The organism is Streptococcus zalophi, from assembly GCF_016481285.1.
Classification (GTDB): Bacteria; Bacillota; Bacilli; order Lactobacillales; family Streptococcaceae; genus Streptococcus; species Streptococcus zalophi.
Genome location: NZ_JAENBP010000001.1, coordinates 183,872 through 206,190, shown reverse-complemented (window position 1 = coordinate 206,190; position 22,319 = coordinate 183,872). Strand labels below are relative to the sequence as shown.

24 protein-coding genes and 1 riboswitch are annotated in these 22,319 nt (G+C 33.7%); of the genes, 13 read left to right on the top strand and 11 right to left on the bottom strand.

Annotated features, from left to right (window positions below):
- The first annotated feature begins 61 nt into the window (after positions 1–61).
- The 5 genes from JHK64_RS00900 to JHK64_RS00880 all read left to right on the top strand — a co-directional run bounded on the left by JHK64_RS00900 (position 62) and on the right by JHK64_RS00880 (position 3,151).
- A complete protein-coding gene (locus tag JHK64_RS00900) occupies positions 62–331 on the top strand; it encodes a PspC domain-containing protein (protein WP_281402383.1) in 270 nt (89 codons plus the stop codon).
- Positions 332–500: 169 nt separating this feature from the next.
- Complete coding sequence (gene hprK / locus JHK64_RS00895) at positions 501–1,436, top strand: HPr(Ser) kinase/phosphatase (protein ID WP_199567117.1); 936 nt, start codon at positions 501–503, stop codon at positions 1,434–1,436.
- Positions 1,429–2,232 (top strand): prolipoprotein diacylglyceryl transferase, encoded by an 804-nt coding sequence (lgt, locus tag JHK64_RS00890; RefSeq protein WP_199567116.1) that lies wholly within the window; start codon positions 1,429–1,431, stop codon positions 2,230–2,232. The genes hprK and lgt overlap by 8 nt, the downstream gene beginning before the upstream one ends.
- 17 nt (positions 2,233–2,249) lie before the next feature.
- Positions 2,250–2,639, top strand: coding sequence for a DUF948 domain-containing protein (locus JHK64_RS00885; protein WP_199567115.1), 390 nt, complete (start codon positions 2,250–2,252; stop codon positions 2,637–2,639).
- 11 nt (positions 2,640–2,650) lie between these two features.
- Positions 2,651–3,151, top strand: a complete 501-nt coding sequence (locus JHK64_RS00880) for a YtxH domain-containing protein (protein WP_199567114.1) — start codon at positions 2,651–2,653, stop codon at positions 3,149–3,151.
- A gap of 675 nt (positions 3,152–3,826) precedes the next feature.
- On the opposite strand, the gene JHK64_RS00875 is transcribed toward JHK64_RS00880, so the two are convergent.
- The gene (locus JHK64_RS00875; RefSeq protein ID WP_199567113.1) at positions 3,827–4,114 is read right to left on the bottom strand and encodes a DUF3270 family protein; all 288 of its coding nucleotides are present in this window, start codon (positions 4,112–4,114) and stop codon (positions 3,827–3,829) included.
- Between the two features lie 117 nt (positions 4,115–4,231).
- Here JHK64_RS00875 and JHK64_RS00870 point away from each other — a divergent pair, with 117 nt between their 5' ends.
- Together JHK64_RS00870 and JHK64_RS00865 are read left to right on the top strand one after the other, a co-directional pair.
- A complete protein-coding gene (locus JHK64_RS00870) occupies positions 4,232–5,161 on the top strand; it encodes a peptidase U32 family protein (protein WP_199567112.1) in 930 nt (309 codons plus the stop codon).
- 21 nt (positions 5,162–5,182) lie between these two features.
- A complete protein-coding gene (locus JHK64_RS00865; protein ID WP_199567111.1) occupies positions 5,183–6,472 on the top strand; it encodes a peptidase U32 family protein in 1,290 nt (429 codons plus the stop codon).
- Positions 6,473–6,497: 25 nt separating this feature from the next.
- Here the strand turns inward: JHK64_RS00865 and JHK64_RS00860 are convergent, their stop codons facing one another.
- Positions 6,498–6,821, bottom strand: a complete 324-nt coding sequence (locus JHK64_RS00860; RefSeq protein ID WP_199567110.1) for a hypothetical protein — start codon at positions 6,819–6,821, stop codon at positions 6,498–6,500.
- Positions 6,822–6,976: 155 nt separating this feature from the next.
- Here JHK64_RS00860 and JHK64_RS00855 point away from each other — a divergent pair, with 155 nt between their 5' ends.
- On the top strand, positions 6,977–7,189 hold the full coding sequence (locus JHK64_RS00855; RefSeq protein ID WP_199567109.1) for a YdbC family protein: 213 nt from the start codon (positions 6,977–6,979) through the stop codon (positions 7,187–7,189).
- Positions 7,190–7,191: 2 nt separating this feature from the next.
- Here JHK64_RS00855 and JHK64_RS00850 read toward each other — a convergent pair whose 3' ends face one another.
- Positions 7,192–7,731 (bottom strand): biotin transporter BioY, encoded by a 540-nt coding sequence (locus JHK64_RS00850; RefSeq protein ID WP_199567108.1) that lies wholly within the window; start codon positions 7,729–7,731, stop codon positions 7,192–7,194.
- 121 nt (positions 7,732–7,852) lie between these two features.
- Complete coding sequence (lysS, locus tag JHK64_RS00845) at positions 7,853–9,343, bottom strand: lysine--tRNA ligase (protein WP_199567107.1); 1,491 nt, start codon at positions 9,341–9,343, stop codon at positions 7,853–7,855.
- A gap of 137 nt (positions 9,344–9,480) precedes the next feature.
- Here lysS and JHK64_RS00840 point away from each other — a divergent pair, with 137 nt between their 5' ends.
- Positions 9,481–10,383 carry an HAD family hydrolase gene (locus JHK64_RS00840; protein WP_199567106.1) on the top strand — a complete coding sequence of 301 codons (903 nt, stop codon included), beginning with the start codon at positions 9,481–9,483 and terminating at the stop codon, positions 10,381–10,383.
- 33 nt (positions 10,384–10,416) lie between these two features.
- On the opposite strand, the gene JHK64_RS00835 is transcribed toward JHK64_RS00840, so the two are convergent.
- The 7 genes from JHK64_RS00835 to pepF form a co-directional block, all read right to left on the bottom strand.
- Entirely contained in the window at positions 10,417–11,064 is a 648-nt protein-coding gene (locus tag JHK64_RS00835; RefSeq protein WP_199567105.1) for a histidine phosphatase family protein, read from the bottom strand.
- A gap of 52 nt (positions 11,065–11,116) precedes the next feature.
- Positions 11,117–11,593, bottom strand: coding sequence for an aminoacyl-tRNA deacylase (locus tag JHK64_RS00830; RefSeq protein WP_199567104.1), 477 nt, complete (start codon positions 11,591–11,593; stop codon positions 11,117–11,119).
- Entirely contained in the window at positions 11,590–12,432 is an 843-nt protein-coding gene (locus tag JHK64_RS00825) for a DUF368 domain-containing protein (protein ID WP_199567103.1), read from the bottom strand. The genes JHK64_RS00830 and JHK64_RS00825 overlap by 4 nt, the downstream gene beginning before the upstream one ends.
- Positions 12,433–12,511: 79 nt before the next feature.
- Positions 12,512–13,057, bottom strand: a complete 546-nt coding sequence (gene thiT / locus JHK64_RS00820; RefSeq protein WP_199567102.1) for an energy-coupled thiamine transporter ThiT — start codon at positions 13,055–13,057, stop codon at positions 12,512–12,514.
- Between the two features lie 41 nt (positions 13,058–13,098).
- Positions 13,099–13,194: riboswitch (TPP riboswitch) on the bottom strand.
- 76 nt (positions 13,195–13,270) lie between these two features.
- Positions 13,271–14,116 (bottom strand): glycoside hydrolase family 25 protein, encoded by an 846-nt coding sequence (locus JHK64_RS00815; protein WP_199567101.1) that lies wholly within the window; start codon positions 14,114–14,116, stop codon positions 13,271–13,273.
- Between the two features lie 46 nt (positions 14,117–14,162).
- Complete coding sequence (locus JHK64_RS00810; RefSeq protein ID WP_199567100.1) at positions 14,163–14,639, bottom strand: glutathione peroxidase; 477 nt, start codon at positions 14,637–14,639, stop codon at positions 14,163–14,165.
- A complete protein-coding gene (pepF, locus tag JHK64_RS00805; protein ID WP_199567099.1) occupies positions 14,632–16,431 on the bottom strand; it encodes an oligoendopeptidase F in 1,800 nt (599 codons plus the stop codon). Before pepF ends, JHK64_RS00810 begins: the two co-directional genes overlap by 8 nt.
- Positions 16,432–16,604: 173 nt before the next feature.
- Here pepF and ppc point away from each other — a divergent pair, with 173 nt between their 5' ends.
- From ppc to JHK64_RS00785, 4 genes are all read left to right on the top strand, one after another.
- Positions 16,605–19,301, top strand: coding sequence for a phosphoenolpyruvate carboxylase (ppc, locus tag JHK64_RS00800; protein ID WP_199567098.1), 2,697 nt, complete (start codon positions 16,605–16,607; stop codon positions 19,299–19,301).
- A 110-nt stretch (positions 19,302–19,411) separates the two neighbouring features.
- Entirely contained in the window at positions 19,412–20,662 is a 1,251-nt protein-coding gene (ftsW, locus tag JHK64_RS00795; RefSeq protein ID WP_199567097.1) for a cell division peptidoglycan polymerase FtsW, read from the top strand.
- Positions 20,663–20,739: 77 nt separating this feature from the next.
- Positions 20,740–21,252: an RNA polymerase sigma factor gene (locus JHK64_RS00790; RefSeq protein ID WP_199567096.1), complete on the top strand. Its 513-nt coding sequence runs from the start codon at positions 20,740–20,742 to the stop codon at positions 21,250–21,252.
- Positions 21,233–22,213 carry an anti sigma factor C-terminal domain-containing protein gene (locus JHK64_RS00785; protein ID WP_199567095.1) on the top strand — a complete coding sequence of 327 codons (981 nt, stop codon included), beginning with the start codon at positions 21,233–21,235 and terminating at the stop codon, positions 22,211–22,213. Before JHK64_RS00790 ends, JHK64_RS00785 begins: the two co-directional genes overlap by 20 nt.
- The last annotated feature ends 106 nt before the right edge of the window (positions 22,214–22,319 follow it).

Genomic DNA, 22,319 nt, shown 5'->3' with positions numbered 1-22,319 from the left:
TCGCAATAATTATTATTTCTATTGGCGATAGCAGCAACAGTTTAGCAAAAAGGGAGAGATTATGATGACAAAGTGGTACAAAAAAAGAGAGAACAGTTGGCTTGCCGGTGTTCTTTCAGGAATATCAGATAAGTTTTCATTAGATTTAGGATTTCTACGATTTCTCTTTCTCTTAATTTTTTTATATGCTAGAGGAGTCCTGTTAATCTACCTTATTTTGGCACTTGTCCTGCCCTATAAAGAAGATGAGACACATCAAGCTTACCATCAGGGACCTCGTAAGAGAAAAGATGCAGAACCACTTGATGAGAAAGAGGATTGGTTTTGGTAAACTGTCTAAACAATAGTCAGATGAAATATAATCTTATTCAGGATATTTTTTCAAACTTTATTGTCTTGAGTAATAAGTGACTTTTGAGTTTAAAGGTTCTCTCTTTTTAATAGGCATAGAACCTTATCATTTTTTCCAAATTATGATAGAATGAATAAAAGGAGAAAAAATGAAAGTTACAGTAAAGATGTTAGCAGAAAAGATAAAACTCAACGTTATCTATGGCAATGAGTCACTGTTGAATAAGGAAATCACCACATCTGATATTTCTCGACCTGGTTTAGAAATGACTGGTTATTTTGATTATTATACTTCAGAACGTGTTCAGCTACTAGGAATGAAAGAATGGTCTTATCTGATGGCAATGACGTCTCATAATCGCTATTCTGTATTAAGAATGATGCTAAAACCAGAAACACCAGCTATTATTGTTTCACGTGGACTAGAAATTCCAGAGGAGCTCCATCAAACTGCCAAAGAAAATGGTGTTGCACTTTTGCAAAGTCGTGTACCAACGAGTCGTTTATCAGGAGAAATTTCCTGGTATCTGGACTCTTGCCTTGCTGAAAGAACTAGTATTCATGGTGTTTTAATGGACATTTACGGAATGGGGGTTCTCATTCAGGGCGATAGTGGTATCGGTAAAAGTGAGACAGGTCTAGAACTGGTTAAAAGAGGCCATCGCTTAGTCGCTGATGACCGTGTTGATGTCTTTGCTAAAGATGAGGAATCTTTATGGGGAGAACCGGCAGAAATCTTGCGTCACCTTCTTGAAATACGTGGTGTCGGGATTATTGATGTTATGAGTCTTTATGGCGCCAGTGCTGTCAAATCATCTTCACAAGTTCAGCTAGCTATTTACTTGGAAAATTATGAAGCCTGCAAGGATTTTGATCGTTTAGGTAACGGTCAAGAAGAAATTGAATTATCTGGCGTTAAAATTCCTAGAATAAGAATTCCTGTTAAGACTGGGCGTAACGTTTCGGTTGTTATAGAAGCAGCTGCAATGAATTACAGAGCAAGACAAATGGGATTTGATGCCACAAAAAGTTTTGAAAAACGACTGTCAGTATTAATTGAGAAGAATGGAGTTTCACATGATTAATCCAGTAGCTATTGAATTAGGTCCAATTAGCCTACGCTGGTATGCTATTTTTATTGTTTCTGGTTTGATTTTAGCGGTTTACTTAGCGATGAAAGAGGCGCCTAAAAAAAGAATTAAGCCAGATGATGTTTTAGATTTTATCCTAATTGCTTTTCCTTTAGCCATTGTTGGCGCTAGACTTTATTATGTGATTTTTGAGTGGTCCTACTATGCTCAACACCCCTTAGAAATCTTTGCCATTTGGAATGGTGGAATAGCCATTTACGGCGGGTTGATTACAGGAGCTTTGGTACTACTGGCTTTTTCATACTATCGTATAATTAATGCCTTTGATTTTTTAGACATCGCTGTTCCGGGAGTCATGATTGCTCAAAGTATTGGTCGTTGGGGTAATTTTGTTAACCAAGAAGCTTATGGAAAAGTTGTTTCTAATTTAGACTATCTTCCAGATTTTATTAAAAATCAAATGTTTATTGAAGGTAGCTACCGAGTACCAACCTTTTTATATGAATCTATGTGGAATTTAATTGGATTTATTATCATCATGATTTTAAGAAGGATACCGAAATTGTTAAAAGAAGGTGAAACTACATTCTTTTATCTCATATGGTATGGTATCGGTCGCTTCGTCATTGAAGGTATGAGAACTGATAGTTTAATGCTTGGTGGCTTAAGAGTATCACAATGGTTATCTGCTATCTTAGTGCTGGTAGGAGTTGTCATGATTGTTCTGCGTCGTTCAAAAAAAGATTTACCATTTTATCTTGAACCAATGAATAATCAGTTGTCAAAATAGGGATATAGGAGAAATATATGGATTTAGTTGGACTATCTTTATTAATCATCGCTATTGCATTTGTTGTTTTGGTGTTCTTTGCTGTTAAGTTGATAAAAAACGTTTCAGAAACGGTAGAAGAAAGTAAAAAAACAATCACATTATTAACGGGTGATGTTAATGTCACTTTGAAACAAACTAATGACTTATTAGCAAAAGCTAATATTTTAGTTGAAGATGTCAATGGAAAAGTTGCAACCATTGATCCCTTGTTTAGTGCAGTAGCAGAGTTATCAGAAAGTGTTTCAGATTTAAATACTCAAGCTAGAACATTTGGGCAAAAAGCAACTGACGCATCATCAAATGTTAGTCATGTGAGTAAGGCTTATACGGTTGCAAAAATTGCAAAAAAAATATTTAAAAAATAAGGAGAACAAAGATGGGTAAATTTTTAAAAACAGCGATTATTGGTGCTATTTCAGGAGCTGCTGCAGCTTACTTTTTAACAACTAAAGAAGGAAAAAAAGTTAAAGACAAAGTGACAGATGTCGTTGAAAAATTTAAGGAAGATCCAGAAACGTATCAAGAATTAGCTAAAGAAAAAACAAAAGAATATAAAGATTTTGCCGTTGACACCTTTAAAGAATATAAAGAAAAATTAGAATCAGGTGAAATCACACCTGAAGAGATTGCGAAAAATATTAAAGAAACTGCTAAAGAAGGTTTTTCAACAATCAAAGAAACAATTAAAGACATTCATTTGACAGATGACAAAACTGTTGGTGATGAGTTAGAAGACGATGACATCATTATTGATTATGAAGATGTTGCTGATGATATCAAAGAAAAAGCGTCTGACATTAAAGAAAACGTTGAAGAAACAACAAGTGATGTCAAAGAAGCTATAGAAGAAAAAATTGATGATATCACCAAAGAATAGATCGTCGTTTCGTATGTGAAAAAAATCTTCTTGATCTTGGTTCAGCTATTGCTTCAAGGTTGGACGCTAGAGACAAAATAAAAAGTAAAGGATGGGTAGAATGGTGGTAAAACTATGCTAGAAGTATGGTTTGTTGTATTACTTTTGATTTTATTTTTTATTGCGACAATTTATTTTTGGATAAGAGTTTATATAATAGACATTGTTAAAACTGTAGAAGTTGCTAAAAAAAACAAATTTACAAAAGTTCAGTGGTTCTATATATGGATATTATCGATACTATTTGTTCTATTCTTATTTTATATTTCATTTAAATATAATATTATCTTTTAATTTTGAATAAGTATGGAATGATGTTGGCACCCTTTTTAGAGGGTGCTTTTTATTGTGCCAAGAGTATTTACATTTATCAAACCAATAAATACAAAAACTAATATAATTATTTTGCAGATTATAAATATGAATTAATGAAACGATGATATAAAATAATTCACCTTTTCTCTCTGTATCAAGTGCAATATAAGAATTTATATCAAAATTGTTTAATAAAATCATTTCACACTTAGGGTATATGTGTTTCTTAGAAAATAGAAAACAGTCCCAGTAAAATCTTTTGCTGGAACTGTTCTGTTATAAAAATATAAAAAACTTTCCTCTATTTACCATAAAAGAAAGTCAAGTATTAAATAGTTTGATTAAACGAGGGACAAAATTAATTATCACTAAACCACTAACAAAAGCAATAGGAAATGCAAAAAGTGGTTGGAGATTCATTGAAAGAAGAACAAATGTTAGAGCAACAGTAGTAAGACAAAAAAAAGCTATTTTTAAGAAAAAAACAAGTTCTCTAAATTTTCTTTTCTTAGTATTTGAAATTTTATAGTTACTATATCTGGGGGCAGAATTAGAATAAAATTCTTTATCTTCTTCATAGACATTCTGCCTATTTAATGGTATTGGCATAGGCATCTCCTTTAAGTACCTTATAATAGTATCATAAAAAAGTAAAGTTATTGTTACAATTTTGTTACATTCCACAAAAAAGGCCCATTTTTAGCGATTTTTGATAAAATATTAGGTATGAGTGAAATGATTTTAACAGCTACTGCTGAAAGTATTGAACAAACAAAACAGTTATTAGAGTTAGGCGTTGATCGTATTTATATCGGTGAAAAGAACTTTGGCCTTCGTTTACCAAATACTTTTGAATATGACGAGATGAAAGAAATAGCAACTCTTGTTCACCAAAAAGGAAAAAAACTAACGGTAGCAGTAAATGCTTTGATACACCAAGGTATGATTGATCGTCTGCCAGATTATCTGGATTTTTTAGAATCGATTGAAACTGACTATATTACTGTTGGGGATACTGGTGTTATTTATCTTATCAACCAAGAGAAGAGACCTTTAAAAATGATTTATGATGCCTCAACCATGGTTACTTCCAGTCGTCAAATAAATTTTTGGGGGAAAGTCGGGAAGGTCTCAGAAGCAGTTTTAGCCAGAGAAATTCCATCAGAGGAACTCTTTAAACTTTCTCAAAATTTAGACATTCCAGCAGAAGTTTTGATATATGGGGCTAGTGTTATTCATCATTCTAAACGCCCACTACTTCAAAATTATTATAATTTTACTAAAATTAATGATGGCAAAAATAAAGCAAGAGATTTATTTCTAGCAGAGCCAAGTAATCCAAATTCTCACTATTCAGTCTATGAGGATAATCATGGCACACATGTTTTTGCTAATAATGATATTAATCTCATGACCAAATTAAATGAGTTAGTTGCACATGGCCTGACACACTGGAAGTTAGATGGCATTTATACACCAGAAACGTCATTTACAGAGATTGTAAGCTACTTTGTTAAAGCAAGAGATTTAATCTCATCAGGTCAATTTGATCAAGCAAAGTCTCTCTTGTTTGATGAAAAAATAAGAGAACGTCATCCTAAAAATCGTCAACTAGACACAGGTTTTTATGATTTTGACCCTAATCTTGTAAAATAATTTGTTTGAGTGAGGAAAAAAATGACACGAGTAGAAAAAAAACGTCCCGAAGTTTTGGCACCTGCTGGGACTCTTGAAAAACTAAAGGTTGCTATCCATTATGGTGCTGATGCCGTTTTTATCGGTGGTCAAGCCTATGGTTTAAGGAGTAGAGCTGGTAACTTTACTATTGAAGAAATGGCAGAAGGTGTTGCTTTTGCTAAAAAATATGGAGCTAAAGTTTATGTTGCAGCTAATATGGTTACCCATGAAGGTAATGAAGAAGGGGCAGGAGAGTGGTTTCGTCAATTGAGAGATATTGGCATTGCTGCGGTTATTGTTTCTGATCCTGCTTTGATTGAGATATGTGCGACAGAAGCTCCAGGATTAGAAATTCATCTATCAACCCAGGCTTCAGCAACCAATGTTGAAACTTTCAAGTTTTGGAAAGATTATGGTTTGACCCGTGTTGTTTTGGCACGAGAGGTATCAATGTCAGAATTGGCAGAGATTAGACAACGAACTGATGTTGAAATAGAAGCTTTTGTTCATGGGGCTATGTGTGTATCATATTCTGGTCGTTGTACTTTATCAAACCATATGAGTCATCGTGATGCTAATCGAGGGGGTTGTTCGCAATCTTGTCGCTGGAAATATGATCTCTATGATATGCCATTTGGTCAAGAACGTCAAAGTTTAAAAGGCGAAGTTGTTGAGCCATTTTCAATGAGTGCGGTTGATATGTCAATGATTGAGCATATTCCAGAATTTGTTGAAAATGGTGTGGATAGTTTAAAAATAGAAGGACGCATGAAATCCATTCACTATGTTTCTACGGTTGCTAATTGTTATAAGGCGGCTGTTGATGCTTACATGGAGAGTCCAGCTAAGTTTGAAGCTATTAAACAAGAGTTGATAGACGAATTATGGAAAGTGGCTCAAAGAGAACTCTCAACAGGCTTTTATTATGGAACACCAACAGAAAATGAACAACTTTTTGGTGCACGTCGTAAAATTCCCCAATACAAATTTGTAGGAGAGGTAATGGCTTTTGATGAAGCCACAATGAGAGCTACGATTCGTCAAAGAAATGTCATCAATGAGGGTGATATTGTTGAGTTTTATGGTCCAGGCTTTCGTCATTTTGAAACAACGATTACTGACTTACGAGATGAAGAAGGAAACAAAATTGATCGTGCTCCAAATCCTATGGAATTACTTTCCATAAAAGTACCTGAAGTGGTTAAACCAGGAGATATGATTAGAAGTTGTAAAGAAGGTTTGATCAATCTTTATAAAGAAGATGGCAGTAGCCAAACTGTTAGAATATAAAAAAGCTCACTATTTAGTGAGTTTTTTAGTAGTCTTTTAATTGATTTTGGGAGACCTTAATAGAAGGTGGAACGATAGAGATTTTATGAATGTCGCTAATCGCAATAATAGCTGATAAATTACGTTGAAAGTTCTTCAAAATGAGTTTTTCACTAGTCTCTTCATAACGAACAATGTCACCAGTAAAACTTTTATCTTGGTAAATCACATGAACGGATGAGTCATTATCAAGAGCCTGCTTAATAACGTCAAGCAGTTGTTTTTTTGTAATGTCTTCTAGTGAGGGTTTTTCTTTTGGGTCAATAAAGTCTTTAATAGCCTCTATTATCGGTTTAAATATCTTTATCATAGTATTTTCTCGTTTAAATTGATACAATGATTATATAATATTTTAATGATAAATAAAATAGCAATTAGAATAAAAATAGGTTACAAAACCATATTATAAGGAAAAATCACGATGTTTAACATTAGTTTTCGAATAGGTAATTAGGAGGATTTAAAATGTCAGAATTTAGCTTTGAAATAGTAGAACACCTACTCGTTTTATCAGAAAATGAGAAGGGTTGGAAGAAAGAATTAAATAGAGTCAGTTATAATGGTGCGACACCTAAGTATGATATTCGTTCTTGGAATGAAGATCATACAAAAATGGGCAAAGGTATTACACTGACAAATGAAGAATTTGATGTTCTTTTACAAGCTTTTAGAAAATAAGATTATTTAACGTAGTCTTGTTTTCTAAGAACATTAAATAAAGGTTTTGAAAGAAGCGTTACTAGAGCTAATTTTAAAATTTCAGGAATGATGAATGGGACAACCCCAGCCATGATGGCGCTACTTAGATTGAGTTTTGCAACAACCATTAAGCCAATGACACCAAAAACAAAAACAATAATATCACCTAAGATATTTGCTATTAACACCTTCACTAGAGAAGAATTGGTGTTGGTTAGGATTGATGTGACAAATGAAAAACCAAGCATTCCCCATAAAAACCCGCCGGTTGGTCCAAATAAAACTTGAAAACCAGATGCCCCACCTGCAAAAACAGGGATACCTATTGCCCCTAAAACAAGGTATAATAGTGTGGCAGTTGTCGCTTCTTTGGGTTTTAATAGTGTAGCGACTAATCCAATAGCAAGTGTTTGCAGACTAAAAGGAACGCTTCCAAAAGGGATGGTAATCTGTGCTAAAATAGCAATCATTGCAGCTGCAATAGCTGTTATAGCAAGTGAAAATGTTTTTGAATGTCTCATAAATACCTCTTTAGTTAACTTAAATTTATAAATGGTTAACTAAAATTATAGCAATTTTCAATAAGATGTCAATATAAATATAAAAAAGTTTAAGAGATACAATCATCTCTTAAACTTTTTCTTATTTCATTGTTGGGAAAAGTAGTACATCACGAATAGTAGTTGTATCTGTTAACAACATAACCAAACGGTCAATACCAATTCCTAAACCACCTGTTGGTGGCATACCATACTCAAGCGCCTCAACAAAATCATAATCAATGCCTGTTGCTTCATCATCACCAAGCTCTTTTGCTTTTGCTTGTGCTTCAAAACGAGATAATTGATCAATCGGATCATTTAATTCGGTGAAGGCATTAGCGTATTCTTTAGTCACAATAAAGAGTTCAAAACGATCGGTAAAGCGAGCGTCATCTGGATTTTTTTTAGCCAGAGGTGAGACTTCAACAGGATGACCAAAGACAAAAGTGGGTTGAATAAGTGTTTCTTCAACAAAGGCTTCAAAGAAAGCATTGATAACATGACCAACACTGGTGAAATGTTTTTCAAGCGGGACTTGTTTTTCTTTTGCGAGAGAAACAGCTTCTTCAAAAGTCATTTCTCGCCAGAAATCAATACCAGTCACTTCTTTAATAGCATCAACCATATGAACACGTTTAAACGGCTCATGAATATTGATTTTAGTTCCTTGATAATCTATTGGGCCATCTCCTTTAACGGCTTTAGCAGCATGTTGGATGATGCCTTCTGTGAGATTCATGATATCTTCATAGTCAGCATAGGCTTCATAAACTTCAATAGAAGTGAATTCAGGATTGTGTGTGGCATCCATTCCTTCATTTCTAAAAATACGACCAATCTCATAAACACGTTCCATACCACCAACGATGAGACGTTTTAAGTGAAGCTCAGTAGCGATACGAAGCACCATGTCAATGTTTTGAGCATTGTGGTGAGTAATGAATGGTCTTGCAGCTGCACCACCAGCTTCGTTATGAAGAACAGGTGTTTCAACTTCTAAAAAACTAAGTCCGTCTAAATAACGTCTGATTTCTGAGATGATTTTTGAACGTGTGACAAAACGCTCAAAACTCTCACGATTAGAAATTAAATCCAAATAGCGTTTACGGTAGATGGTTTCAATATCTGTTAAACCGTGGAATTTTTCAGGCAGTGGGCGAAGTGATTTAGAAAGATGAGTTAGCTTCGTTGCTTTAATCGATAGCTCGCCCATATCAGTACGCATGATTTCGCCTTCAACACCAAGAAAATCACCTAAGTCAGCTTTTTTGAAAATCTCATAATTTTCATCACCAACAGCATCCTTACGAACATAAATTTGAATTTGACCATCTCGATCTTGAATATGAGCAAAACCAACTTTTCCTTTACCACGCTTGGTCATTAAACGTCCAGCAACAATGGCTGTTTCTTCAAGGTCATGCAACTCTTCTTTACTCTTATCAGCATATTTTTCTTTTAATTCAAGAGAGTTAGCTGTACGCTCGAAACGTTTACCAAAAGGATCAATTCCTTGATCAGCTAAGGCAGACATTTTTTCACGTCTAATAATTTGTTGATCATTTAATTCTTCATTGTATGGGTTAGACATCTTCTTCCTCCAATAATTATTCCATCCTATTATAACATAAAAGAGTCTAGAATAGGCATTCCAATTCTCAAAGTATGTTTGAAATTTATTTTAAAAAACGGTATAATTTATGAGATACTAAATTCTTAGGAGTAAATATGATAACTTCAATTGTTTTTGACGTTGATGATACAATATATGATCAAAGACGTCCCTATCAATTAGCTATTGAAAAATGTTTTCCCGATTTTGATATGAAATATATCAAAGAGGCTTATATCCGTTTTCGTCATTATTCTGATACAGGATTTCCTAAAGTGATAGCAGGAGAGTGGACAACAGAGTATTTTCGTTTTTGGCGTTGTAAAGAGACGTTAATGGAATTTGGTCATCCCGAAATTGATGAAGAAATGGGTAATCGTTTCCAAGAGATTTATGAGCATGAATTAGCTAACATTACTATGCTTGATGAAATGAGAATGACTTTAGAGTTTTTGAAATCAAAAAATGTCCCTATGGGTATTATTACCAACGGTCCAACGGAACATCAACTCAAAAAAGTTAAAAAATTAGGTCTTTATGATTATATTGAGCCTAAAAGAGTGATTGTTAGTCAGGCAACTGGCTTTCAAAAACCAGAAAGAGAAATCTTTAATCTAGCAGCGCAACAATTTGATATGAATCCAAGTACAACTTTATATGTTGGTGATTCTTATGACAATGATATTGTTGGTGCTCATAAAAGTGGTTGGCATTCTATGTGGTTTAATCACAGAGGAAGAAGTTTAAAGCCAGGAACGAAACCTGTTTTTGACCTTGAAATCGATAACTTTGAGCAACTTTTTGGTGCCGTTAAGGTTTTATTTGATTTGCCAGATAATAAATTTATTTTTGATACTAATGAAAAGAGTAATCCTATCTTACAAATGGGAATTAATAATGGTCTTATGATGGCAGCTGAACGCTTATTAGAAAGTAATATGAGTATTGATAAGGTTGTTATTTTACTTCGTTTGGATAAAAAACAAGAACAATTTCTTCGGATGAAATATAGTCAATAAAAAAGAAACAGAAAAAATTTTTTCTGTTTCTTTTTAATTTAGTGTGACGACCATTTCTTCAATTTTTTCAAGATGATCTATATTATTCCATTCAATTAGATGATAATCTTTTAGGTTAGTCGTTTCCAAAATGGTAAGACTAGCATTATCTAAGTGACCTAATTTTTTAAATTCACTTGGTTCATAACCTAGTAAACAATGAATCGTTGCACTAAGACTTGCTCCATGCCCAACGATAAGGACATTGTCATCGTTCTCATCAAGTGATTGAATGACATCAATGATACGGTGGGTAACTTGGTAGAGTGTCTCTGCTTCAAAAACAGAAGGAGAAAATTGAGCTAAATTATTGTAGAAAGCTTTAATTTGTTTAGGATAAATAGCTTTGGCTATGCTAATTTTTTTTCCTTCAAGATTACCAAGATGCCATTCACGAAGTTGTTTTTTTGTTTGAAAGGTGTGAGGATAGTCATTGTTTTTTAAAATAATTTCTGTACTTGTTATTGCTCGTGGTAAATCACTGGAGTAGACTTCATCAAACTTAATATGACGAAGTTCTTGCCCTAAAAGATTAAGCTCATCATAAGCTTCAGGTAGAAGTTCAGAGTCCATTGTACTGCCCTGAAAACGTCCTTCAAGGTTTGAAATGGTTTTTCCATGTCGAATAAAATATAATTTCATAGAGGCTCCTTATTATCATTGCTTTTCATTAGTCTTATTTATTTTGTTTACTTTATTCTATCAAATCGGCAAATCTAGCATCAACAAAATCAGCTAATTTTTGACTGTTGATTTTGATAGAGTGTCCAATTTCCCCAGCAGATACAATTATATCTCCGTATGATAGAGAAAGTTGGTCAATATAGATAGGATAGTCATGCCTTTGTCTAATTCCTATAGGATTATTTGCACCGTGAACATAGCCGGTGGTTGCTTGTAATTCTTTTTGGGGAATCATTTTAACTTTTTTATTGCCAGAAATCTTAGCTAATTTTTTCTCTGACAAATGTTTTTGAACAGGGATAATACCAATGATTGGACCAGTCTTATCACCTGAAAGGGCTAGGGTTTTGAAAATGATTTCTGAAGGATTATTTTGGCTACCAGGTTTTCCTTCTTTAACGGTAATGAAAACATTTTCATATTTTATGTTAGCCTTGTCAAGAATTTGGTTGACTAGTGTTTTTTTATGTTTGCTTTTCTTACTCATTTGTATTTTTCCTCAAGTTGACTCATCCAAACACCAAGTGCAATACCAGCGACAAAAAAGATGATAACAAGAATTAGAGTCCATAAAGAAACACCACTATAGGAGATGCTTTCACTATTTTTGACATTAGGAATCACAATTAAAAGAGTGCTGGATAACACAAGTCCAATGATGAAATGATAGACTCTTGAGTGATAATGACTTAAAGCATAATCCATGAGTTTTGAAAATGACAGCATAGTGATAGCTCCACCAATTGCAATTGGTAGAAAAACACCAAGCAGGTCTAGATTTTTAAAACCATTTAGCATGGGTGTGTAAAGTCCCATAATCAACAATAGATTGGATGGGCTTAATCCAGGTACCAAGACTCCTAGAGCAATCAAAGCACCTGCTAGTATAAATGTAGCAAAATTAGCTGGAATGACACCGACCAAATCATTTAAAAAGTATAAGATGAGGCCAGAAATGATAAATGTTCCCACTAGTATGAAGAGGTCAATCGTATCTCTTTTTTTGTTATTGACAGACTCCTTAAAAAGACTAGGAAGTGTTCCAATGATAGCTCCAGAAAATGCCCATAAAACAATCACTTGATGATGTTCTAAAAGATATTCAAGTGGGGCAGAAAAAAGAGCGATACCAAGGATACCACCAATACCAACAGGTACAAAAAATAAGAGGTTATTGACAAGGTCTTTGCGAATGTGAGCTAAAAAGGAAATGATTCGTTCATAAAGTCCTAAAATCGAGGCTAGAACACCTCCAGAAACACCAGGTAAAATAAAGCCAAGTGCGATAATAATTCCCTTTAATAGTCTTGTCAACCAAGAAACCATGATTTCCTCCAATAAAAAAATAGTATAATATAGTATTATACCATTTTATAGCAAATATTGAAGCCTTATTCTTTATCTTTTATTTAACTTGGAAAAAAGAAGGTTTGACTTTGAGAAGAATGATTAATAGAACTAGAGCAATGATTGCTGAAGGAACTAGGTAGCTAGCATTATAGGTTAAAGAATAAATCCAAACAGGTGTTCCTTTAGGAGCATAGTCACTCCAAAAGACAATTCCAGCCAGGACATTTGATAATAATCTTGCAAGACTTCCAATGAGAATTCCTAAGCTTAGGAGAAACATTTGTTGATTTTTAGAAGTTTTGAATTGGTGATAGAAGAGACCCGCTAAACCAACACCACCATAAGAAAGAATATAATCAAGTAAGACTTGAGGCACACTTAGATAGTAACCACCAAAGAATAGTTGGATGAAGCCGACTAAAAGACCACCAGTTACAGCAGCAGTTAATCCTCTTCTAAAAGCAAGAATAAAGATGGGTAACATGGTTAAAGAGACACTACCACCTTGAGGCATTTGAAAAAGCACAATTTTATCTAAAATAATAGCAAGAGCAGCCATGATAGCAATTTCAGTGAGAACAGACAATTTTAAATTTGACATAAAAAGACTCCTTTGATTATACAAAGGAGTCTTAAAACATTGTCATTAGGCATCACAATTCCTACGCTAGTTTTAACTAGATCAGGTTCTTAGGATTTCGCAAAACGATCTCAGCAAAAGCACTCCCTTGTGTTTATTATTTAATTATACTCATTATAGAATGATTGAAAGGCATTTGTCAAGTTGATTGCTCTCCAAAAAACTAGTCTGTGATTACTCTTTGATTTTACCAAATAATTTCTCAAAAGTCGTTTTTCGATCTTTTAGAACAGAAATTTGGTTAAGATCAAGAGAATTAGGAAAGCCATTGATATAGCCTCTTGAAGTGTATTGATGCAAGTCATAATCAATTGAAGTATTAGGGGCGGCTTCATAGTAACCAGAGTCAGAACCATAGGTTGGAATCCAGATGGCATCAAATTTGCTGGTAGAAATATCATGTTCTTCTAAAAAGAATGTACCGATATAAATCCCAACGTTTTTTGCCCCTAGTTTTTTGAGTTCCTTACGAAAAGCCTCAACACCTTTATTCATGTCAGGCATGGTTTTTTCTTCAACATCAATCCAATAAAAAGTTGGATTGTAAGGGGAAGCATTCTCATAAAATAGTCTCGCCTCTTCCTTCATATCTTTAACATTTTTACCAAGTGCATAGGCATAAACAGCTACAGGAACATCTCTTTTTTGGAGTTCTTCGATATGTGTTTTAAACGATTTATCAATTCCAGTTGTATAAGCAGCATTATTTTTTTTGGTGATTTGGGATCCCCCAAACACACGGACAATAGCTCCTGAGATATTTAGTGATAAGGTATCGTAATCTATATCACTAGGAAGCTGCCAACCAGAAAGATCAATAATCGGGTTCAGCACAAACGGCTCTTCTTCAGTCATTTCGACCGTAGGTATTATGGTTTGGGTTACTTTGGGAATATTATTTTTAGCCATTTCTAAGGTCGCATTGTTTTGTGCTTCAATAGTCAGTTTTGATTTGACTAAAAATGAAATTATTAAACCAAAGAAAATCACCACAATAATCGGTTTTATTCTTTTTCTCATTGCTTCTATTTTATCCTAAAGCTATTAAAAAATCAAAACAACAGAGTTACAAATATTTTTCAATTGCATCAACCATTGACTTGGGTTCTGTTTTAGAAGAAAATCGCTCAACAACATTTCCATTTCTATCAACAAGAAATTTAGCAAAATTCCATTCAATAACCTTACCAAACGGCCCTTTTTTCTCATTTTTTAACCATTGATAAAGAGGATGTGTTTCTTTACCGTTAACCTTAATTTTGTTAAAACGATGAAATGAAGTATTGTAGTTTAGTTGACAAAACTGATTAATATCTGAGATGTCTTCGGAAGCCTGTTGTTTGAACTGGTTACATGGGAAATCAAGGATTTCAAATCCTTTTTCATGGTATAAATCGTAAAGTGTTTGTAGTCCTTCGTATTGAGGTGTAAACCCACACTTAGTAGCAGTATTTACGATTAAAGTGACTTTGCCATCGAATTCAGATAAACTAAAGTCCTCGTCTGTGATTGTTTTAACGGTAAAATCTGATAATTTAGGCATGTTCTAACTCCTTACTGTATTTTATAATTTGATCAACAGTTTCTTCTAAAAATGATATGGTTTGTCTTAAGGGCTCTTCTGTTGAGATATCAGCACCAATGATTTTAGCTGTTTCTATTGGTGTTTGACTTCCACCTGATTTTAAGAAGTCTAACCATTGTTTTGCTCCATCAGGATTATTTTTAATATTAAGGTAACCAACAGTTGAGATGACAAGACCAGCTGAATAAGTATAGCTATAAAGTCCCATGTAATAGTGACTTTGTCGCATCCATGTTAAGGCAGCATCATCATCAATAACAATAGCATCACCCCAAAATTCTGTTAACACTGACTTCATCAGATGATTGAGTTGCTCTGCTCCAAAGGTTTTTCCTTCTTCTACAAGTGTATAGACTTTTCGCTGAAAGGCAGCTTCTAATAGATGAGTGATAAAATTATGAAAGTAAGTATCTGTTAGGCGGTGAGCCAAGGCAAACCGTTTTTGTTTTGGATGATCAAATTCTCGTTCAAGATAATCGCTTAATAACAGTTCATTCAGTGTGGAAGGAGCTTCAACGTAGTAAGTTGACATATGGGTATTATAGTAACTTTGATGATTATCTGAAAAAATAAATTGTCCTGAGTGACCAATTTCATGGATGAGAGTATAAACATCACTCATTTTTCCTGTCCAGCTCATTAAAACATAAGGATGTATCTTGTATGGATCGGCGGCATAACCACCGGAGTCTTTACCACTATTTGCAGCAAAATCTACCCAACGTTCCGTTTGATAGCGAGCAATTTCTTTTTGGTATTCTTCACCAAGTGGTGTAGTTGATTTCATTACTAGGTCATAAGCATCATCAATAGAGACTTCTGGGTTCATTTTGGCATCAAGGTCAAGTTTCCAATCAGCAAAAGTCATTTTTTCAATACCATTTACTTCGGCGACATGTTTGATATATCGTTGAGCAATTGGTGCAAACTCGGTCATAATTAAATCAATTTGACGGTCAAACATGCTTCTATCAACTTCTTGATCAGCTAAAAGGTAATCAAAGACAGAGTTATAACCACGCATGTCTGAAATGATTTTTTCAGATCTAACCTGTGCCAAATAGCTTGCTGCTGCAGTATGCTGATGTTGCCTCAATCCTTCTGAGAAGGAACGAAAGGCTTTTTGTCTTACTTCGGCGTCCTCGTGATTTTGATAAACATTTTCATATGTGATGAAACTGTTAGGATATGTTTTTCCATTAACTTTGAAACTATTCATAGAAAAATCGCTAGCGCGCATTTTAGTATAGATGTCTTGTGGACTGCTAAAAATTTCTCCAAGATTAGCTAAGGTTTTTTCAACAGCAGGGTCCAGATAGTGTTTTTTCTTGATTTTTGCCTCACGAATATAAGCGCTAAAGTAAGAATTTTTCTCTAATTCTTCTAAAATAGCATCATCAGCCATCACTAAAGCATTTTCAAAGAAATTTAAAAGAACATTTGCTTTTGTCATGAAATCACTACCAACTTGAGCGATTTGAGCAAATTCTTCATTATTGAAGTCAGTAGTTTGTGGCATAAAAGAATAGGTACTGATATGACTCATCTGGATATATATTTGTTCAAGCACCATTAGGGCTTGTTTAAAATCATGAACAGTGTGTAAGTTATCTTTGTAATTGAGTGAGAACTGTTTAATTTCTTCAAGAGCAGTCTCAATAGCGTTTAAAAAATCTTCTCTGTCTTTATAGAGCGCTGTTAAATCCCAAAGCTCATTTTCAGAGAATTCTGAACGTTTCTTTTGTTCCATGAGTATCCTCCATTTTTTGTTAGGACTAGTATAACAAAAAAGCAAGAAGATAGTGATTTAGAGACCTTGTTTTAAAGAATTTTTTTCATCAGAGAGATTCTCTCTTTAGTTTACTTTTTTTGGTAAAATGATATGATAGTTATTAGAAAAATAGGGTAGGAGTAGAAAAAACAGTGGTTATTAGAAAACTAGAAAGCAGAAACAATAAAAAACAAATCAATGAAGATGTGATTGTTCTAACCAATTTACTAGAAGATGTGACACGTCAAATGGTTGGAAATGATTCATTTGAAACGATAAAATCATTAGCTAAATTATCTATCAATCATGACTATCAAGCGTTAGAAAAAGCTATTTCAGGTCTAAATACAGAAGAAACTGAAATTGTTTCTCGCTATTTTTCTATTCTTCCTTTGTTAATTAACATTGCTGAAGATGTTGATTTAGCTTATGAAGTAAATTATCAAAACAATACCAAAAAAGACTATTTAGGCAAACTTTCTCTAGCTATAGAAGATGTAGTGGCTGATGAGCAAGGTCAAGAAATATTAGAAAATTTGAATGTTGTTCCTGTTTTAACTGCACATCCAACCCAAGTACAACGTCAATCAATGTTAGATTTGACTTACGAAATTTATCTATTGTTAAGACAACACCGAGATGCCAAAGCTGGTCTTATCAACACTGAAAAATGGCTAAATGATCTTCGTCGTCATATTGAGATGATTATGCAGTCAGATATTATTCGTGAAAAAAAATTAAAGGTCAAAAATGAAATTAGAAATGTTACTGGTTACTATGATAGATCTTTAATTGTTGCCATTACCGACTTAGTTATTGAATATAAACGACTAGCAAGAGAAAGAGGAATTGTTCTTAATCATCCTAAGCCTATAACAATGGGCATGTGGATTGGCGGAGACCGTGATGGGAATCCTTTTGTTACGGCAGAGACTTTGCGTCTTTCTGCCATCACTCAAGCAGAAGTTATTCTCAATTATTATATTGAAAAAGTCCAGTCCTTATATGCTTTGTTTTCAATTTCTGTAACGATTTCTAAGACATCAAAAGAACTAGAAGAACTTGCCGCTTGTTCAACAGACAAATCTGAATTTAGAGAAAAAGAACCGTATCGTAGAGCTTTTCACTATATTCAATTAAAATTAGAAAATACCCTAACCTACCTCACGCAAGATAAAAAAATCTCACCTCTTTATGCCAATGTGACAGAGTTTGAAAAAGATTTATTAGTGATAAAAGATTCTTTACTAGTCAATAATGGTGATAATTTAATTAAAGGTGATTTTGGTGAATTATTACAAGCTGTTGATATTTTCGGCTTTTATCTAGCAAGTATCGATATGCGCCAAGATTCAAGTGTTCATGAAGCAAGTGTCGCTGAATTGTTAAAGACAGCCAATATCGCTTCAAATTACAGCGATTTATCTGAGCCAGAAAAATGTCAACTGTTGATAAAACAATTAACAAAAGATCCTCGGATTTTATCTGCGACTCATCTGCCAAAGTCGCCTAGTCTTGAAAAGGAACTGGCTATTTTTCAAATGGCTAGAGAATTAAAAGACAAAATGGGAGAAGATATTATTAAACAACATATCATTTCTCACTCAGAAACAGTTTCTGATCTGCTAGAATTGGCTGTCTTGTTAAAGGAAGTAGGTTTAGTTGATAGTGAAAAAGCGCGTGTTCAAATAGTGCCATTATTTGAAACAATTGAAGATTTAAATAAGTCACCTCAAATTATGGATGACTATCTCTCAATTGATTTGGTCAAGAAATGGTTAGAGCATCATCGAAACTATCAAGAAATAATGCTTGGCTATTCAGATAGTAATAAAGATGGTGGCTATTTATCATCGGTTTGGACACTCTATAAAGCTCAAAAAGAATTAACTGAAATTGGTAAGAAAAACAAGGCGAAAATTACCTTTTTCCACGGGAGAGGTGGAACAGTAGGTCGTGGTGGTGGACCTTCTTATGAAGCGATTACCTCTCAACCTTTTGGTACCATCAATGACCATATTCGTGTGACTGAACAAGGTGAAGTAATCGGGAATAAGTATGGAAATAAAGATGCTGCTTATTATAACCTAGAGATGTTGATGTCTGCTACTTTAAATCGTATGGTTACTCAGTTAATTGTTGATTCCACTGAATTAGAAGAGTATCGAGACATTATGGATGCTATTGTTGAAGATAGCTATCATCATTATCGTCATCTAGTTTTTGGACATCCTAATTTTTATGACTACTTTTTTGCAGCAAGTCCTATTCGAGAAATTTCAAGTCTAAATATTGGTTCAAGACCTGCCGCGCGAAAAACTATCACCGAAATTACAGGACTTAGAGCCATTCCATGGGTCTTTTCATGGTCTCAAAATCGGGTGATGTTCCCTGGTTGGTATGGTGTTGGAACAAGTTTTAAACACTTTATTGATGAAAAAGAAGGAAATCTTGAAAAATTACAAGCCATGTATGAAAAATGGCCATTCTTTAGATCGTTATTATCAAATGTTGATATGGTGCTTTCAAAATCTAATATGAATATTGCTTTTCGTTATGCTCAAATGTGCGAAGATGAGAGTATTCGTGATATTTTTCATACCATTTTAGATGAATGGCAACTAACAAAAAATACCATTCTAGCTATTGAAAAACGAGAAGATTTGCTAGAAGATAATCCTTATTTGAAGTCAAGTTTAGATTATCGCCTACCTTATTTTAATGTCTTAAACTATGTTCAAATTGAATTGATTAATCGCATGAGACGTGGAGAACTTAGTGAAGCGGAAGAAAAGCAAATCCATATCACGATAAATGGTATTGCCACTGGTCTTAGAAATTCAGGTTAATGCTTTTACTATTTCTTTTGGTGCTTGGGTTGGTCTGGTTTGTAAGGTCATAGCAATTGAGTGTTAAAAATGGTATAATGCTCATACAATTCGTCTTTTTAGGAGAAAATATGAAAATTGATAAAAGACATCTCTTAAACTATTCTATTTTATTACCTTATCTAGCTTTGTCTATTATTGGTTTAATTATTGTTTATTCAACAACAAGTGCCAACTTGATTCAAGATGGTGTTAGTCCGTTTAGTTTAGTGAGAAATCAAAGTTTATTTTTGGTGCTCAGTTTAGCAGCGATCACCTTTATTTATCGCTTGAAATTAAATTTTTTAAAAAATGGACCGCTATTGCGTTTTGCTCTTTTTATTGAAATGATATTACTAATTGCCGCAAGATTTTTCCCACGCGTTAATGGTGCTTATGGCTGGATTTCACTTGGGCCAATCACTTTTCAACCGGCAGAATATTTAAAATTTTTAATGGTCTGGTATTTGGCCTATAGTTTTGCCAAAGAACAAAAATCAATTGAGGTATACGATTATCAAGCCCTGACTAAAGGGTATCTTTTGCCAAGAAGTTTTGTTGATTGGCGTTTTATTTCGGCAGGACTTATCGGTTTAGTAGTTGCCATGCCTGACTTGGGAAACGCTACTATCATTTTACTAACAGTTATTTTAATGTACAGTGTTAGTGGTATTGGCTATAAATGGTTTTCAGCAGTTTTAACCACTTTAACAGCTGTTTCTGCTGCCATACTTGGTTTTATTGGGATTGTTGGTGTTCAAACTATTGAAAGAATTCCAATTTTCGGTTATATCGCTTCACGTTTTTCAGCTTTCTTTGATCCTTTTCAAGATGCTCAAGGAGCAGGTTTACAACTGGCCAATTCTTATTATGCCATGAGTAATGGTGGTTGGTTTGGTCGAGGTCTTGGTAATTCTATAGAAAAGAAAGGTTATCTACCAGAAGCACATACCGATTTTGTGTTTTCCATCGTTATAGAAGAACTGGGTTTAATTGGAGCTGGTTTAATTCTTGCCTTGGTATTCTTTTTGATTTTAAGAATTCTTTTGGTTGGTATCAAATCTAAAAATGCCTTTAATTCTATCTTAGCTCTTGGAGTAGGTGGGTTATTATTAACACAAGTCTTTGTCAATGTTGGAGGAGTTTCAGGCTTAATTCCATCAACCGGAGTAACATTTCCATTTCTTTCTCAAGGAGGAAATAGTCTTTTAGTCTTGTCTGTTGCTATTGGACTAGTGTTAAATATTGATGCCAATGAGAAACGAGAAGAGATTTATCGTGAAATTGAAGAAAGTTATGAAGATGTTGATGAGACTTATTATGAGGAAGATTATTATCAATAGTTAAAATCTGCCCTAGGCAGATTTTTTTACGTTTTGTAACCTTTTAATCATCTTATTCGTTATATTAGTGAAAGGGGGTGGGGATAATTAAACTAGATGCTTATGAGACTGAATTGGTAAAAATAGCTCAAGAAGTTAGTTTTTATTTAAGAAAGTCAACTATTTCAAAAGAAGATAGTCTTGATATTACCCAAGACATTTTAGTGAAGTTACTTGAAAGTGAGATTATCCTCCCTCTTGATAAATTGCGTTCTTGGTTTTATCGCTCAGCGATTAGGTTATATATTGATCGCTATAGACGGGATAAAAAGTACCATGAGCTGATTCAAAAATCTTTTTTCAATGAAAAAGATTGGCTAAAATATGACGATGATAGTTATTCCTACTTATATGAAGCCATTGAAGAACTGAGTGAACGTTATCAACTGGTTTTAGACTGTTATTACTTTCAAGGCTTTACTATTAAAGAAACAGCAAAGCTTCTTGGTATGAGTCAATCACAAGTCAAAACAAATTTGTACCGAGGACGACAACAATTGAAAACATTATTACTCCAGAAAGGATATAACGATGGAAATAAACATTTTTGAAAAAATTGCTCAAAAAAATAAACGCAAACAATTTATTAAAACGGTTAGTGCCAGCGTTTTGGTTGTATTAGCTTTATTATTTTTAGGATATAAAGGATTGAATGAACTAACTAAAAAACATGGTGAGGAGTTAAAAGATAGGTATCTTCTACTTTCTGAAATTGCCTATCCCAATATTGATTATAGTAATTGGCATTTTAATGTTACTAGCCAGTTTACAGGTGTTTTTGAGTCACACCGCTACAAGAATATTGATGGTATTCAGGTTCCTTTTGAACCTTACCAAGGTTACTATTCTTTGAACGTAAGTCGCAATAACAATCATGGTGAATACTTATTAGAAGGTGATGATGGTCAGTCAAGTTATACCCATGCTAGTCATTATAAATTTCCTCATTTCTATAATATCAATCACCAGTATACTTCAGATAGTTATCATCAATTAACACAAGACATTACTTTTTCATCTGATTTAAAGGGACTAGCGATAGAAATGGCAGTCACCTTTGATAAACCTTATACTTTAGATGAAATAAGAAACATGATTCCTGATAATTTAATGATTAATTGGTATTGGATTGGGACAACAAGTAATCTTGATACGGTTGATTTTTATCCAAGTGATTTATATGGAATGAAATTATATGAAGACCCTAATCAATCTCCAGATGGTGTTGATTTTGATAGTAATTATGATGTTTTTATCAAAAATCTACAATCAGCACTTGATAATCAATGGATTGAAAGTAGTTATGGTTGGGAAAATGGTCAATTTGAAATAAAAGAAGATGTTCTAAGTTTTATTAATAATAATCCTGATAGTGGAACAGCAAAATTTTCAGGCGTTATTATAACAGGGCAATCAGAAAAATTTGAAGCACTGAAAAATAAAGAATGGATCTATGCTTCCAATATTGGTCAAACCGTTGAAATAAAACCTTACCATCATCTGACAAAATAAAGAAATTGTTAAAAGAGTTATAAAAGGCTTGCTTTTTCGCTGTAATTTGTTAAAATAATAAGGTAAAGTTAGACTGTGTAAGTATGGTCTATCTATAAAATATATT

Coding starts and splice junctions, on each gene's coding strand:
- JHK64_RS00900 (WP_281402383.1), top strand. CDS start 62: ATGATGACAAAGTGGTACAAAAAAAGAGAGAACAGTTGGCTTGCCGGT.
- hprK (WP_199567117.1), top strand. CDS start 501: ATGAAAGTTACAGTAAAGATGTTAGCAGAAAAGATAAAACTCAACGTT.
- lgt (WP_199567116.1), top strand. CDS start 1,429: ATGATTAATCCAGTAGCTATTGAATTAGGTCCAATTAGCCTACGCTGG.
- JHK64_RS00885 (WP_199567115.1), top strand. CDS start 2,250: ATGGATTTAGTTGGACTATCTTTATTAATCATCGCTATTGCATTTGTT.
- JHK64_RS00880 (WP_199567114.1), top strand. CDS start 2,651: ATGGGTAAATTTTTAAAAACAGCGATTATTGGTGCTATTTCAGGAGCT.
- JHK64_RS00875 (WP_199567113.1), bottom strand. CDS start 4,114: ATGCCAATACCATTAAATAGGCAGAATGTCTATGAAGAAGATAAAGAA.
- JHK64_RS00870 (WP_199567112.1), top strand. CDS start 4,232: ATGAGTGAAATGATTTTAACAGCTACTGCTGAAAGTATTGAACAAACA.
- JHK64_RS00865 (WP_199567111.1), top strand. CDS start 5,183: ATGACACGAGTAGAAAAAAAACGTCCCGAAGTTTTGGCACCTGCTGGG.
- JHK64_RS00860 (WP_199567110.1), bottom strand. CDS start 6,821: ATGATAAAGATATTTAAACCGATAATAGAGGCTATTAAAGACTTTATT.
- JHK64_RS00855 (WP_199567109.1), top strand. CDS start 6,977: ATGTCAGAATTTAGCTTTGAAATAGTAGAACACCTACTCGTTTTATCA.
- JHK64_RS00850 (WP_199567108.1), bottom strand. CDS start 7,731: ATGAGACATTCAAAAACATTTTCACTTGCTATAACAGCTATTGCAGCT.
- lysS (WP_199567107.1), bottom strand. CDS start 9,343: ATGTCTAACCCATACAATGAAGAATTAAATGATCAACAAATTATTAGA.
- JHK64_RS00840 (WP_199567106.1), top strand. CDS start 9,481: ATGATAACTTCAATTGTTTTTGACGTTGATGATACAATATATGATCAA.
- JHK64_RS00835 (WP_199567105.1), bottom strand. CDS start 11,064: ATGAAATTATATTTTATTCGACATGGAAAAACCATTTCAAACCTTGAA.
- JHK64_RS00830 (WP_199567104.1), bottom strand. CDS start 11,593: ATGAGTAAGAAAAGCAAACATAAAAAAACACTAGTCAACCAAATTCTT.
- JHK64_RS00825 (WP_199567103.1), bottom strand. CDS start 12,432: ATGGTTTCTTGGTTGACAAGACTATTAAAGGGAATTATTATCGCACTT.
- thiT (WP_199567102.1), bottom strand. CDS start 13,057: ATGTCAAATTTAAAATTGTCTGTTCTCACTGAAATTGCTATCATGGCT.
- JHK64_RS00815 (WP_199567101.1), bottom strand. CDS start 14,116: ATGAGAAAAAGAATAAAACCGATTATTGTGGTGATTTTCTTTGGTTTA.
- JHK64_RS00810 (WP_199567100.1), bottom strand. CDS start 14,639: ATGCCTAAATTATCAGATTTTACCGTTAAAACAATCACAGACGAGGAC.
- pepF (WP_199567099.1), bottom strand. CDS start 16,431: ATGGAACAAAAGAAACGTTCAGAATTCTCTGAAAATGAGCTTTGGGAT.
- ftsW (WP_199567097.1), top strand. CDS start 19,412: ATGAAAATTGATAAAAGACATCTCTTAAACTATTCTATTTTATTACCT.
- JHK64_RS00785 (WP_199567095.1), top strand. CDS start 21,233: ATGGAAATAAACATTTTTGAAAAAATTGCTCAAAAAAATAAACGCAAA.